Annotated in this window: 11 protein-coding genes; 7 read left to right on the top strand and 4 right to left on the bottom strand. The window is 71.1% G+C overall.

Features of this window, described 5'->3' with window-relative positions:
* Positions 1-92: 92 nt before the first annotated feature.
* On the bottom strand, positions 93-1700 hold the full coding sequence (locus AB0L53_RS45375; protein WP_364008701.1) for a phospholipase A2: 1608 nt from the start codon (positions 1698-1700) through the stop codon (positions 93-95).
* A gap of 341 nt (positions 1701-2041) precedes the next feature.
* Here AB0L53_RS45375 and AB0L53_RS45370 point away from each other — a divergent pair, with 341 nt between their 5' ends.
* A complete protein-coding gene (locus AB0L53_RS45370) occupies positions 2042-3061 on the top strand; it encodes an NAD(P)/FAD-dependent oxidoreductase (protein ID WP_364008698.1) in 1020 nt (339 codons plus the stop codon).
* Positions 3062-3109: 48 nt separating this feature from the next.
* Here the strand turns inward: AB0L53_RS45370 and AB0L53_RS45365 are convergent, their stop codons facing one another.
* A complete protein-coding gene (locus AB0L53_RS45365) occupies positions 3110-4234 on the bottom strand; it encodes an AI-2E family transporter (RefSeq protein WP_364008695.1) in 1125 nt (374 codons plus the stop codon).
* A 167-nt stretch (positions 4235-4401) separates the two neighbouring features.
* A complete protein-coding gene (locus tag AB0L53_RS45360) occupies positions 4402-5919 on the bottom strand; it encodes an MFS transporter (protein ID WP_364008692.1) in 1518 nt (505 codons plus the stop codon).
* A 24-nt stretch (positions 5920-5943) separates the two neighbouring features.
* On the opposite strand from AB0L53_RS45360, the gene AB0L53_RS45355 reads away from it, so the two are divergent.
* The gene (locus tag AB0L53_RS45355; RefSeq protein WP_364008690.1) at positions 5944-6465 is read left to right on the top strand and encodes a MerR family transcriptional regulator; all 522 of its coding nucleotides are present in this window, start codon (positions 5944-5946) and stop codon (positions 6463-6465) included.
* A gap of 36 nt (positions 6466-6501) precedes the next feature.
* Here the strand turns inward: AB0L53_RS45355 and AB0L53_RS45350 are convergent, their stop codons facing one another.
* Positions 6502-6894, bottom strand: a complete 393-nt coding sequence (locus AB0L53_RS45350) for a hypothetical protein (RefSeq protein ID WP_364008687.1) — start codon at positions 6892-6894, stop codon at positions 6502-6504.
* Positions 6895-6941: 47 nt separating this feature from the next.
* Between AB0L53_RS45350 and AB0L53_RS45345 the strand changes: the two genes are divergently transcribed.
* From AB0L53_RS45345 to AB0L53_RS45325, 5 genes are read left to right on the top strand one after another with little or no spacing between them, the layout of a single operon-like run.
* Entirely contained in the window at positions 6942-7172 is a 231-nt protein-coding gene (locus AB0L53_RS45345) for a winged helix DNA-binding protein (protein ID WP_364008685.1), read from the top strand.
* A 51-nt stretch (positions 7173-7223) separates the two neighbouring features.
* Positions 7224-7751, top strand: coding sequence for a PadR family transcriptional regulator (locus AB0L53_RS45340; RefSeq protein ID WP_364008682.1), 528 nt, complete (start codon positions 7224-7226; stop codon positions 7749-7751).
* The gene (locus tag AB0L53_RS45335; RefSeq protein ID WP_364008680.1) at positions 7748-8440 is read left to right on the top strand and encodes an ABC transporter ATP-binding protein; all 693 of its coding nucleotides are present in this window, start codon (positions 7748-7750) and stop codon (positions 8438-8440) included. Before AB0L53_RS45340 ends, AB0L53_RS45335 begins: the two co-directional genes overlap by 4 nt.
* Positions 8437-10656 (top strand): FtsX-like permease family protein, encoded by a 2220-nt coding sequence (locus AB0L53_RS45330; RefSeq protein WP_364008677.1) that lies wholly within the window; start codon positions 8437-8439, stop codon positions 10654-10656. Before AB0L53_RS45335 ends, AB0L53_RS45330 begins: the two co-directional genes overlap by 4 nt.
* Positions 10657-10663: 7 nt before the next feature.
* On the top strand, positions 10664-12994 hold the full coding sequence (locus AB0L53_RS45325) for a penicillin acylase family protein (RefSeq protein WP_364008674.1): 2331 nt from the start codon (positions 10664-10666) through the stop codon (positions 12992-12994).
* The last annotated feature ends 1 nt before the right edge of the window (position 12995 follow it).

The raw sequence follows: 12995 nt of genomic DNA, 5'->3' as shown, positions 1-12995 counted from the left end.
CAGGGCCACGAAGGAGTTGCGGAAAGAACATGGTGGTAGGCCGCGGACGCCACTACGGGGCGCTTTCTCCGGTGGTGGCGTCCGCCGATCCGTTAGTCCCTGGTCGCGTTCGCGCCGTTCCTGGGGTTGCCCCTACGCACGCCTTGCCGGTACGTCCACGCGATGTTCCTGCAGAGCGGTCGCACGAACCGGTTGTAAGCGGAGCACGTCCAGTCACGCAGGGTCGTGTAGAAGAGGACGTCTACATCGGTCTTACGGCTCCAGTCGAGGTAGTACGGGTAGTACCACCTCTTCAGGTTGTTGCCGATCAGTCCGTAGCCGTAGTCGTGCATGTCGCAGGCCGAGCGGAAGTTGAATCCCGACGGGGCATCCGGCGAGTTGGTGCAGTGGTCGTAGGCGATGCCGACGACCCAGCGTTTGGTGGGCAACTGCCTCCAGAGCGGCTTGTGCCAGCCGTAGTGCGCCGCCCAGGCCGCGCACGCGCGGCTGTAGTACAGCCAGTGCACGGCTGCCCAGCAGGAGGCCGGGTAGGACATCGGGCCCGCGACGTCGCCGCTCGGGGTGCCCCCCGGAGCGGTGGGGTCGAGGGCCGGCGGCGGGCTGTCGGAGGCGTCCGGCCACCTGGTGGTGGAGGTTGCGGTAGCGGCGGGCAGCGCGGACTCGCCGGTGTAGACCAGCGACCAGGCGCCCGACTGGCGCGAGTCGATGGTGCTCAGCCGCCCGGTCGTGTCGTAGACGTACGTCGCCGGCGGGATGCCGCTCTCCCGCGGATCGGCCATGCTGCGCAGCAGGCCGGAGGCGTCATACGTGTAGCCGGCCACGGTCTCCGGTGCCGCCGAGCCGGACGTCTGGGTGATCTGCTTGAGGCGGCCCGCGTAGTCGCCGAAGGCCGTGCCGGTGGCCGTGGTGGACGTCGCGTAGGTGAAGGCCAGGACGCTCTGGGGCTCCTCGCCGGCGGCGGGCTCGGTGACGGTGGCGACCCGGCCCTGCGCGTCGTACTTCACGGTCGAGGTCCCGAAGGCCTTCGTGCCGACGTCCGTCACCCGCCAGGTGTCGCCCTGGGAGACGCCTGTCTGCTGCCAGGTGTAGACCTGGTTGAGGTCCGCCGAGCTGATCGGGTTGCCGCTGTCGTCGGTGTACCCGTCGTCGCCCGCCTCCGTCGTGCCGAGGCCGGTGGCGATGGTCTCGCTGATGGTGCTGCGCATCGCACCGGCCGTCGCGTCCCACCGGGTGGTCTCGGTGAGTTTGGCGCCGCCTTCGGCCTCGTAGCGCCGTACCCCGCCGCCGTCGGGGAAGGAGACGCTGCTCTTGAGCGCGTATCGGGCCTTCTCCCCCGAGTCGAGCTCGGTGACCTGGACGGCGTCGCTGAGGACTTCGAGTTTCCGGCCGGTCATGCCGCCGAGGAACTCGGCCTGCCAGCCCGGCCCGAACACCGACAGGTCGGTGCGGGAGGCCGGCACCGCCTTCGGCTGGGCCAGGCTGCCGTCGATGGCGGCCACACCGTGCTTGCGGCCGATCGCGCCCACCGAGGCGTCGATCTCGTTGAGCTCGAAGGTCTTGGTGTCGGCGAAGTACTGGCCGGGGCCGACGGGTTGGTCGCTGTCCGACGCCGTGGCGGCGACGGCCGCCTGCCCGGGAAGGACGGTCAGCAGGGGCAGGATCACCGCGGTGACCGCCGTGACGATGGCTAATCGCCTCATGAAGCTCTCCTTACGTCGTTGGGTCAAGACGCTCGCGGTCCCGCTGGACGAGTGCCGGGGGTCGACGATCACTCTTCGTGGAGTGCGGGGCTCCCCCTGGGAGGGAGGGGACTTCGAGGAAAAGAACGGTGCTCGAAATCTATGGAGAGTTCGGCGGCCCGTCTTCAACCCCTGGTTTGAACCAGCGGTCCACCATCCGCGGTAGCCGCTTCTACTCCGTTCGCTGACACCGGGGGTGTGGCCTACCACGGAAGTCGCAGACGCGCTTTTTTGCCATACCGGCAACAGAATTTGCGGCTGTGGTCCATGGGGTCGCATAGTTCGTCGCGGAGGTGGTCAAGGTGACCGATCAGCTGAAGGACGGCTATGACGTGGTGGTGGTCGGCGGTGGCGCCGCAGGGTTGAGCGGGGCGCTGATGCTGGCTCGGGCGCGGCGGTCGGTGGCGGTGATCGACGCGGGAGCCCCGCGCAACGCACCGGCGCAGGGCGTTCACGGGCTGCTGGCCCGGGAGGGGATCCGGCCGGCCGAGTTGCTGGAGCGCGGCCGGGCCGAGGTTCGCGGCTACGGCGGTCACGTGGTGGCCGGGGAGGTCGCCACGGCGGTGCGGGACGCCAAGGGGTTCACTGTGACGCTGGCCGACGGCAGGTCCGTCCGGGCGCGCCGGCTCCTGGTGGCCGCCGGGCTGGTCGACGAACTGCCGGACGTGCCGGGGCTGCGGGCTCGGTGGGGCCGGGATGTGATTCATTGCCCGTACTGCCACGGCTGGGAGGTTCGTGACCGGGCCATCGGCGTACTGGCCAGTGGGCCGATGGCGGTGCACCAGGCGCTGCTGCTGCGTCAGTGGAGCGCCGACGTCACGCTCTTCTCCCACACCATGCCGCCGCCGGACGAGGAGGAGGCGGAGCGGCTGGCCGCTCGCGGCATCACCGTGGTGCCTGGCGAGGTGGCGTCCCTGGAGATCGTCGAGGACCGCATCGTGGGAGTACGGCTGGGCGACGGCACGCTGGTCCGCCGCGAGGTGATGGCGGTCGCCACACGGATGGTGGCGCGCGCGGGGTTCCTGGCGGCGCTGGGGCTGCGGCCGGTCGAGCATCCCACGGGAGCCGGCGAGTACATCCCCGCTGACGCGACCGGCCGTACAGACGTGCCCGGGATCTGGGTCGCGGGCAATGTCAGCGATCTGGTCGCCCAGGTGGGCACCGCCGCGGCGGCGGGCGCCACCGCGGCGGCCCAGATCAACGCCGACCTGATCGACGAGGAGATCCGAGAGGCGGTGGCCGCCTACCGGGACCCGTTCTCGGCCGAGGCCGAAGCGCGTCTGTGCGAACTGGCGATGGGCGAAAGCCGCCACGGCCTGTGAACCATCGCGGCATTTCGCCCATTCTCCTGGGAAATATCCCGGCATTGGTCAGTGGCGTTCCTGGCGCGGCAGCACCACCTCGGCCGTGATCAGCTGGAGGGCGGCGGCCGCTGGGATGGCCAGCAACGCGCCCACCACGCCGAGCAGCGCACCGCCGATCAGCGCGGCGACGATGGTGGTCGCGGGGGGCACGTCGACGGAGGACTTCATCACTCTCGGCGCGATCAGATAGTTCTCGATCTGCTGGTAGACGATGAAGAACACCAGCGTGGCGATGGCCACCGGAAAGGACACGAACAGTGACACCAAGATGGCGATGGTCGCCCCGATCCCGGCGCCGATCAGCGGTATCAGGTCGGTGATCGCCACGATGATGGCCAACGGCAGCGCGTAGGGCACGCCGGCGATCGACAGGAACATGAACGTGGTCACCCCGGCGATCAGGGAGATGAGCAGGTTCCCGGCAACGTACCCGCCGACGCTTTTGAAGATCTGATCGCCCAGCATCTGTACGCGCGGCCGCCGGCTCTTGGGGACCAGCCGGTAGCCGACCCGGATGATGGAGGGCAGTGCGGCCAGGAAGTACAGCGTCAAGATCAGTCCCGTGACGGCGGAGAAGACCGCGCTGACCACGACGCTGGCCGCGCCGAGCAGCCCGCCGAACAACTGCTGTCCGACCTGCCCGCCGGTGAGGTAGGCCTGTGCCTGCTCCAGCAGGCCGAAGCGCTGATCGAGCTCGCGCACCTGCGGGTTGTTCTGCAGTTGGCTGATGTAGGCGGGTAACTGCTCGACGAACTGACCGCTCTGCTGGGACACGGCGGGCACGACCGCGATGACGAAGACCGCGAAGAACGCGATCACCGCGACGAACACCAGGGTGATCGCCAGCCAGCGCGGCAGGTGCCGCTCTTCCAGCCATTCCACCATGGGGTTGAGCCCCACCGCGAGGAACAGCGACATCACTATCAAGATCAGTATGGAGACGGCGGCGGTCAGCGCCTGGACCAGCAGCCAAGCGGCCAGTACGCCGAGCGCGGCGGTGAAGCCGAAGAGGAAGGGGTTGCTGCCGAAGGGACGGCCGGGGCGGCCGAACGGTAACGGCGAGGGTTCCTCTCGAACGGCCCTGGCATCGCCCGGGGCCTGCGCGGTGGGGTGATCAGAGGGTTCCGGCACGGGTGCTCCTCTGCCCGGAGGCATCGCTTCATACCGTGCCGGGGGTCACAGCTTGCCGACGCGCGGCCATGCATCGGACGATGCTGATCACCAGCGCCCGATCACCAGCGCCCGATCACCAGCGCCGATCACCAGCGCCGATCAGCGGGGCCGATCAGCGGGGCCGATCAGCGGTGGCTCAGGGAGGCGGTTCGTGGATGTTCGCCCCGGTCCATCCCCTCGAACAGCGCCGCGGCCCGCCCGGCCGTCTCCGAAGCCCAGCGCCCGGTGCTGAGCAGTCCCAGGGCCAGGACGCCGACGCCGAGCCCGAGCACCAGCCACCACACGCCGTGCTCCGCGCCGGTGAACGCCGTGCCGCCATGAGCCACGGATGAGCCGACCATCGTGCCGGAGATCGCGACGCCCAGGCTGGTGCCGGTCTGTCGGCCGGTGGAGGCCAACGAGGCGGCCACCCCGGTCATCGAGCGCGGCATACCGGACACCGCCGTGTTGGTGATCGGCGGATTGACGGTGCCCAGAAAGACACCGAACAACAGATAGATCGCGAGTACGGCCGGCAGCGGGGTGGCCGGTACGAGCCAGAGCGACGCCCCGCCGCCCAGCGCCAGCGCGGCCCCGGCGACCACCAGCGGCAGGCGCGGACCGCGCGCTCCGACCACCCGCCCGGTGAGCGGGGACAGCACCACGACCAGCCCACCGACCGGAAGCAGGCACAGCCCGGCCGTCAGCGCCGACATGCCGCGTACGTCCTGCAGATACTGGGTGGTCACAAACAGGAACGCGCCGAACCCGCACAGGGCGAACAACGCCATCAGAATCGCCGAGCTGAACGGCACACTGCGAAACAGGCGCAGCTCCAGCAGGGGGTCGGCACGGCGCGTTTCGTACCCGAGGATGCCCAGCACGCCGAGCACGGAGACGGCTAGCAGCCCGAGGATGATCGGCGAGGTCCAGCCCGACCTGCCGGACTCGGTGATCGCGTAGACGACGCTGCCCAGCACCAGGATCACCAGCGTCTGGCCCACCGGGTCGAAGCGGCGCGCACGGGCGGCGCGGGACTCGGGAACGAACAGCGCCGTGCACACGATCGCGGCGGCCACGATCGGCACGTTGATCCAGAAGATGGAGCGCCAGCCGAAGCCGTCGACCAGCGCGCCGCCGAGGATCGGACCCAGCCCCAGCGACAGACCGGACATCGAGCCGAAAATGCCGATGGCCCTGGCCCGCTCGGCCGGGTCGGGGAACGTGGTGGCGGTGATCGCCATCGCCACCGGGTTGAGCATCGTGCCACCGACGGCCTGGAGCGTACGTGCGGCGATCAGCCAGCCGATGTTCGGCGCCAGGCCGCACATCAGCGAGCCGAGCCCGAAGACGGCGAGGCCGACCTGGAAGGTCCGCCGACGGCCGACCCGGTCGGCGGTGGACCCGGCCAGCAACAGAAAGCAGGCCAGCACCAGGGTGTACGCGTCGACCGACCATTGCAGGCCGGACACCGAGGTGCGCAGGTCGTGACGGATCGCCGGCAGCGCCACGTTGACGATGGAGATGTCCATCACCACGACGATGATGCTGGCGCAGCAGATGGCGAGCACCAGGTATCGACGGCGTCGGCTGAGGCCGGGCACGTCACGCGGTATCGGCCCGCGTTCGCCGGCCGTCGCCTTCGGCCGCATTGAGTCGCTCATGACCACGACGCTAGGATTTAGAGCATGCTCGAAGTCAAGCCGCAGCCGGAAGTCGAGCCTGCTCGCTTTATCCCTGACGCTGGCCTGAGCATCGCCGAGGCCGCCCGCCTCACCGGGGTCAGCGCGCACACCCTGCGCTACTACGAACGCGCCGGTCTGGTCGTCACCGCCGTCGACCGCACCGCCGGCGGCCGGCGGCGCTATCGGAAGCTGGACCTCGACTGGATCACCATCTGCACCAGGTTGCGGGCCACCGGCATGCCCATCAAGGCCATCCGGCGCTACGCCGAGCTCGTCTCCGCCGGACACGGCAACGAGGAGGAACGACTCGCCCTCATGGAGAGCCACCGCGCCGACGTGCTCGCCAAGATGGCCGAGCTACAGGAGAATCTCCGGCTCATCGACCACAAGATCGACGTCTACCGGGGCCGGCTCGCCGCCGGCGACGCCGACCAGCTCTGGGCACCCAAGGCGCCCAACCGCCAAACGCCTGACCGCCAAACGCCTGACCGCCAAGCGCCGGACCGCCAAGCGGGCGTCCACTGAGTGTGCTGTAGCGAACCTGCGCGGTCCGCTATGTCATCAGCGGTCGAACCAGCGGGCCGCCGAAGGCGTGAGCAGCATGATGACGAGCACCAGCGGTAGGAGCGTGGCCGGGACCAGCGTGGTCCAGCCGAAACCGCCGTCGATCGCGTTCCTGAGGAGGGAACCACCGACCGAGACCCCTTCGACGGCGATGGCACCCCAGCGCACGAACGTACGTCGCGAAGACCAGCGGGCGAGCAGCCAGCACATGAACGCTGTGATCACGGCGCTGTAGAGCAGCAGCAGGAGAAATGGCCCACCGAAGGCGAAAGCGACCGTGCCGATCATGATGGCGAGCCCCAAGAGGCTGAAGGCCACATCGAGCGTCAGGACGAACATGGCGACTCGCATGGCGGTCGGCATACGCTCGACCGGGATCGCATCCGTCACATGATCAGGGTAACCGCCTCGATGGCGGGGCACGATCACTGTCCTTCATGACCGGCCTGGTCAGCCGCGCCGAGAATCGCGGACTGGTCCAGCGCTCGCCTTCCCCCCATGACGGCCGCGCCGTGCTGGTCCGCCTCACTCCCGAGGGCAAGCGGTTCGCCGAGGGGTGCGCCGCCGAGATCGGCCGCCGCGTCACCAGGCTCACCGGCCACCTCTCCGCCGCTCAGCTCACCCGGCTCGCCGCTGCCGTCGTGGGGGGCCGGCCCACATCGGGCTGAGCGGGTGTCGTTATCCCCGTCGTATATACCCTCGGGGTATAGTGGCGTCCCATGAGCGTCCCCCTTGCCTTGCTCGGCCTGCTGGAACGGGAGCCGAGCCATGGATACGACCTGAAACGCGACTACGACACCTTCTTCGGCCGCGGCAAGCCCCTGCCCTTCGGCCAGGTCTATTCCACGCTCGGCCGGCTGGCCAGAGACGGCAAGATCACCGCCGGGCCGAGCGAGCCGGGCGACGGGCCCGACCGTAAGCGCTACGCCATCACCCCGGTGGGCACGGGCGAGGTCGAGGAGTGGCTGGCCGAGCCGGTGGCGGCCGAGCCATACCTGCAGACCGTGCTGTTCACCAAGGTCGTGCTGGCCCTGATGCTGGGCCGCGACGCGGCTGGTTACCTCGACGCCCAGCGGGCGACGCATCTGCGGCGCATGCGCGAGCTGACTGAGATCAAGCGCGCCGGCAACCTGATCGACGCGCTGCTTGCCGATCACGGGCTGTTCCGCCTCGAGGCCGATCTGCGGTGGATCGACGTCACCCAGGCCCGCCTGGACGCGCTGACGGCGGCGGTGCGCGAGCGATGATCGTCAACCCGGTGCTGCGGGCCGAAGGCATCAGCCGCGCCTTCGGCAACACGCCCGCGCTGCGCGAGGCCAGCCTGTCGGTGAGCTCGGGCGAGGTCCTGGCCGTCATGGGGCCCAGCGGTTCCGGCAAGTCGACGCTGCTGCACTGCCTGGCCGGGATCTTCACCCCGGACAGCGGCGAGGTGTGGTTCGACGGGCGGCGCCTGGACACGCTGAACGACGGCCGCCGCAGCGAGTTACGGCGCACCGCCTTCGGCTTCGTCTTCCAGTTCGGCCAGCTCGTGCCGGAGCTGACCGTGGCCGACAACGTGGCGCTGCCGCTGCTGCTCGGCCGTACCCGCCGCCGTCGCGCCTACGCGCGGGCCGCCTCCTGGCTGGAGCGGCTGGAGCTGGCCGAGCTGCGGGGCCGGCGTACGGGGGAGCTGTCCGGCGGGCAGACGCAGCGGGTGGCCATCGCCAGAGCGCTGGTGACCGGGCCGCGGGTCGTCTTCGCCGACGAGCCGACCGGCGCGCTCGACTCGCTCACCGGCGAGCACGTGATGGAGCTGCTGGTGAGCCTGGCCCGCCAGGAGGGCACCACCGTGATCGTGGTGACCCACGACGCCCGGGTGGCCGCCTGTGCCGACCGGGAGGTCGTCGTCCGCGACGGCCGGGTCACCGACCCGTACGCCAGCGGGATCGTCCGATGATCCGGCTGGGCCTGCGGCTGTCGCTGAGCAGCGGCAGGGAGGCGGTGGCCAGGCTGGCGCTGATCGTCGGCGGGGTGGCGGCCGGCGTCGCGGTGCTGCTGGGCACGCTGTCGCTCTTCAACGCCTTCCAGGCCACCAACGACCGCCTGTGCTGGGAATGCACGCGCGGCACGGCGCCCAACGGCTGGGCCCTGGACGCCACCGCCGACAGCGCGCTGTGGAACCTCCACGAGGACTACTACGCCGGGCAGACGATCACGAGGCTGGACGCCGCCGCGCTCGGCGCCCGGGCGCCGGTCATCCCCGGCCTGTCCCGCATGCCCGCTCCCGGCCAGTACTACGCCTCGCCCGCGCTGGCCAGGCTGCTGGACTCGGCGCCGCGCGAGCAACTCGCCGATCGCTTCCCCGGCACCCGTGCCGGGCTGATCGGCCAGGCCGGGCTGTCCGGGCCCGACGAGCTGGCCATCGTGGTGGGGCGGACATCGGGGCAGGTCGCCGCCATGCCCGGCGCCGCGCAGGTCGACACGGTCGCCACCGAGCCCGCGACCGACGGCTACGCCGACATCTACCGGTTCGGCTTCGGCGTGGGCGCCATCGCGCTGGTCGTCCCGCTGCTGGCGCTCGTGGGCACCGCCACCCGGCTGGCGGCCGCCCGCCGTGAGACCCGCCTGGCGGCGATCCGGCTGGTGGGCGCCACCTCCCGGCAGATCAACGTGCTGGCCGCGGTGGACGCCGCGCTGGGCGCGCTGCTCGGCGCGCTGGCCGGTCTGGCGCTCTTCCAGCTGGTACGGCCCGCGCTGGCCGGGGTGCGGATCACCGGCGTCCGCTTCTTCCCCGAGCTGATCGCCCCACATCCTTGGCAGTACGCGGCCGTGCTCGCCTGTGTGCCGGTCGCCGCGGCGGGCGCCGCCCTGTGGTCGCTGCGCCGGGTGCGGATCTCACCCCTCGGAGTGGCCAGGAAGGGCGTGGCGGCTCCGCCGAGGGCGTGGCGGGTGATCCCGCTGCTGGCCGGGCTGGGGCTGTTCGCGGGCCCGGTGTTCCGCGGCGACAACGACCTCGACACCGTGCTGGCCGTGGCGGGGCTCGCTCTGATCATGGTCGGGCTGATCCTGGCCGGTCCCTGGCTGACGATGCGGGCCGCGCGCCTGGCCGCCCGGCGGACCCGGAGCGCGGCGACGCTGCTGGCCGCGCAGCGAATGGTCGCCGACCCCAGGGCCGCCTTCCGCGCGGTCAGCGGGCTCGTGCTGGCGGTGTTCGTCGGCACGGCGCTCGCCGGGATCGTCCCCGCGGTGCTGTCGGGCCAGCAGGCCGTGGCCGGGGGAGCGCTGAACCACGTACTGCGCGCCCAGTTCGCCCGGCCCGGCACCGCGGGGCTGTCCCAGCAGACGCAGAAGGACCTGCTCGCCCGGCTGCGCGGCTTCCCGGGCGTGGACGTACTGCCCATCTACGCCATGGCGGAGCAGCCGAGCGGCCCCCCGCCCGCGGACGGTCAACCGCCCGCGAGAACCGCCGTCGAATGCGCGAGCCTGGCCCGCTTCCCCGTGCTCGGGCGGTGCCCGGCGGCCACGCACGCCGTCGCGGGAGCCTTCTACCGCGTGGTCAACGTCGACAACCCGCTCACCATCGACAAGATCCTGCCCCTCGCGGGCGCCGGCAGCCGATCCGTCTCCTCCACCACCGGCCTCGCCATGGAGGCGATCCTGATCTCCACGGCCGACCCGGCGGCGGTGGAGCGGCTCCGTACGCTGCTGGCCGAGCACACCGTCGAAGCCCCGATGACCTTCGCCGAGGTCGCCCAGGTCAGAGCGACCCTGTACACCCAGGGCCAGAACATCGCGCTGGCCGTCGTCGCCCTGACCCTCATCGTCGGCGGCTGCAGCCTCGTGGTGGCGGTCGGCGGCGGGCTGGTCGAACGCCGGCAGCCCTTCACCCTGCTGCGGCTGGCTGGCACCCCCACCCGCACCCTCGCCGGGGTGGTGCTGCTGGAGTCCGCGCTGCCGCTCGTCCTGGCCGCCGTGCTCGCCGCGGGCGCCGGGTTCGGCGTGGCCGAGCCGCTCATCGACCAGCTCGCGATGAAGGAGACCGCCCTGGCGCTGCCCGGCCCCGTCTACTTCGCGACCGTCGGCGGCGGCCTGACCGCCTCCCTGCTGGTGATTCTGGCCGGTCTGCCGCTGCTCAGGCGCCTGACCGCGCCCGACAACGCCCGTTTCGAATAGGAGCCACATGAAGCTCATACCGCGACCGGCCGTGCTGGTCGCGCTGTTCGCGCTGTTCGCGCTCGCCTCCTCCGTGGTAGCGAACGCGACCGCGCCGTCCGCCGCTGCCGCCGACGAGCGCTACTCCGCCACGATCCGGCGCACCGAGTACGGCATCCCGCACATCTCCGCCAAAGACTACGGCGGCCTCGGGTTCGGGTACGGCTACGCCTTCGCGCAGGACAACCTGTGCGTGCTGGCCTCGTGGGTGGTGACCATGCGGGGCGAGCGGTCCCGCTACTTCGGCGCCACGGCCATGTCCGACGACCCGGTCCGCCCGGTCACCAACCTGTCCAGCGACGTCTACTACAAGAGCGTCACGGACTCCGGCGTCGTTGGGCGCCTGCTGGCCCGGCCCGCGCCGGTGGGGCCGGGCGCCGAGGTGCGCCGCCTGGTCGACGGCTACGTCGCGGGATACAACCGCTACCTGGCCGACACCGGGGCGGCGAACCTGCCCGATCCCACCTGCCGGGGCAAGGCGTGGGTCGGCCCCATCACCGCCACGGACATCTGGAACAACCTGCTCGACCTCAACCGCATGGTGGGCAGCGCCGGGCTCAAGGACGCCATCACCGGAGTGCGCGGCCCGGAAGCCGACGGCCCGGACCGGAGACCGCCCGCGGGCAGCAACGCCTGGGCACTGGGCCGTCAGGCGACGCGCGACGGCCACGGCATGCTGCTGGCCGACCCGCACTTCCCCTGGAACGGGATCCGCCGCTTCTACCAGGTGCAGCTCACCATCCCCGGCGTGTTCGACGTCTCCGGCGGCAGCCTGTACGGCACCCCGGTCGTCCAGATCGGCCACAACGCGAGCCTGGCCTGGACCCACACCGTCTCCCACGCCCAGCGCTTCACCGTCTACCAGCTGACGCTCGCGGGCGACCGGAGCAGCTACCTGGTGGACGGCCACGCGGAGCCGGTCGGCCACCAGGAGGTGGAGGTGACGCTGCAAGACGGCACCACCAGCGGCCACACGCTCTACACCTCGCGCTACGGTCCGGTGCTCGCCGTCGGCCAGACCGACAAGGTCGCGTACGCGCTGGCCGACGTCAGCGCCGCCAACCTGCGCGCGGCCGACGAGTGGCTGGCGATGGGCAGGGCGAGGAACCTCACCGAGCTACGCGCGGCCCAGAACACCTACCAGGGCATGGCGTTCGTCCACACGCTGGCCACCGACGTCGGCGGGACCGCCTACTTCGCCGACGCCTCGGTGGTCCCCCACGTCACCGACGCCAAGGCGCGCCGCTGCGCCAAGCCCTCGCCCATCCCGGGACTGGAGGCATACGTCCTGGACGGCTCGACCTCCGCGTGCCGGTGGGGCAAGGACGGCGACGCCGTGGTGCCCGGCATCTTCGGACCGGGCAAGCAGCCCAGGCTGACCCGCGCCGACTACGTGGCCAACTCCAACAACACCTTCTGGATGACGAATCCGGCGGCGCCGCTGACCGGCTATCCGCTCGCGTGGGGTCAGGCGCGTACCGAGCTGGAGCCGCGCCCCCGGGTCAGCCTGGACATGATCGCCCAGCGGCGGTCCGGCGCCGACGGCCTCGGCGCGCCCGGCTTCACCCTGGAAACGCTGCAGGCCACCGCGTACGGCAAGCGCAACTACACCTTCGAGCTCATGCGCTCGGACCTGCTCCGGATGTGCCGGGCCAACCCCGAGCCGACCACCTCCGAAGGCAAGCGGGTGAACGTGCGCGAGGCCTGCCGGACCCTGGCCGGCTGGGACGGGCGCGCCACTCTGGACGGCCAGGGGGCCATCCTGTGGCGGGAGTTCTTCTCCCGGCTTGAGCGTCCCATCAAGCCGGGAGAGCCCATGTACAGCCCCTGGCGGGTGCCGTTCGATCCCGCGCGCCCGCTGACCACCCCTCGGGGGCTCAAGGGCGACGATCCCGCGGTGCGGCACGCCCTGGCCGACGCCGTGCTCTTCTTCCAGACCAACCGCGTCCCCCTAACGCTGACTCCGGGCCAGGCGCAGCGCTACGCCTCGATCCCGCTTCCCGGCTGCACCGAGGGAGAGGGCTGCTTCGACAGGGTGCGCATGAGGGGTCCCCTCGGCGCCGACGGGCGCTACCCGGAGGTGGACACCGGCTCCAGCTTCATGATGGCCGTCGAGCTCACCCCGGACGGGCCGCGTACCCGTACGGTCCTGACCTACTCCCTGTCCGCCAACCCCGCCTCGCCCCACCACACCGACCAGACGGACCTGTTCTCGCGTCGCCAGTGGGTCACCGAGCGCTTCACCGAAGCCGAGATCGCCGCCGCACCGCAGCTGAAAACCGCCACAGTGCGAGGGTGAC

This window comes from Nonomuraea sp. NPDC052129, from assembly GCF_040680095.1.
Lineage (GTDB): Bacteria > Actinomycetota > Actinomycetes > Streptosporangiales > Streptosporangiaceae > Nonomuraea.
Note: the sequence above shows the minus strand (reverse complement) of the source record. Positions and strands in the feature narration are given on the sequence as shown.

Bases quoted from the DNA above. Each gene is read 5' to 3' on its own strand.
- AB0L53_RS45375 (WP_364008701.1), bottom strand. From the start codon at position 1,700: ATGAGGCGATTAGCCATCGTCACGGCGGTCACCGCGGTGATCCTGCCC.
- AB0L53_RS45360 (WP_364008692.1), bottom strand. From the start codon at position 5,919: ATGAGCGACTCAATGCGGCCGAAGGCGACGGCCGGCGAACGCGGGCCG.
- AB0L53_RS45355 (WP_364008690.1), top strand. From the start codon at position 5,944: ATGCTCGAAGTCAAGCCGCAGCCGGAAGTCGAGCCTGCTCGCTTTATC.
- AB0L53_RS45345 (WP_364008685.1), top strand. From the start codon at position 6,942: ATGACCGGCCTGGTCAGCCGCGCCGAGAATCGCGGACTGGTCCAGCGC.
- AB0L53_RS45340 (WP_364008682.1), top strand. From the start codon at position 7,224: ATGAGCGTCCCCCTTGCCTTGCTCGGCCTGCTGGAACGGGAGCCGAGC.
- AB0L53_RS45335 (WP_364008680.1), top strand. From the start codon at position 7,748: ATGATCGTCAACCCGGTGCTGCGGGCCGAAGGCATCAGCCGCGCCTTC.
- AB0L53_RS45330 (WP_364008677.1), top strand. From the start codon at position 8,437: ATGATCCGGCTGGGCCTGCGGCTGTCGCTGAGCAGCGGCAGGGAGGCG.
- AB0L53_RS45325 (WP_364008674.1), top strand. From the start codon at position 10,664: ATGAAGCTCATACCGCGACCGGCCGTGCTGGTCGCGCTGTTCGCGCTG.